General features: G+C 66.2%; 1 pseudogene. It reads left to right on the top strand.

The window, feature by feature from the left end:
* Positions 1-18: 18 nt before the first annotated feature.
* Positions 19-213 (top strand): annotated as a pseudogene (locus HF680_RS15770) (ABC transporter permease); the annotation flags it as partial.

Raw genomic sequence — 213 nt, 5'->3', positions numbered from 1 at the left:
GTTCGATTGGTCCGCACGGTGAGACGCCTCGCGGCCGTCTTCGTATCGGCCGTTCGGGACGAGGCGCGCGTCCTGGTGACCCGACGGTGGGACGCATTCGTCGCTTTTGGCCTGCCGCTGATCCTGCTGATGGTCATCGCGGCGATGCTGGCCCCTGGAGTGATCCGTCAGGCCCCGGTCGCCGTGGTCGATCAAGACAATTCGGCCTTCAGC

The organism is Brevundimonas huaxiensis (assembly GCF_014218725.1).
In the GTDB taxonomy this organism is placed as follows: domain Bacteria; phylum Pseudomonadota; class Alphaproteobacteria; order Caulobacterales; family Caulobacteraceae; genus Brevundimonas; species Brevundimonas huaxiensis.
This window is presented reverse-complemented; position numbering and strand designations above follow the sequence as displayed.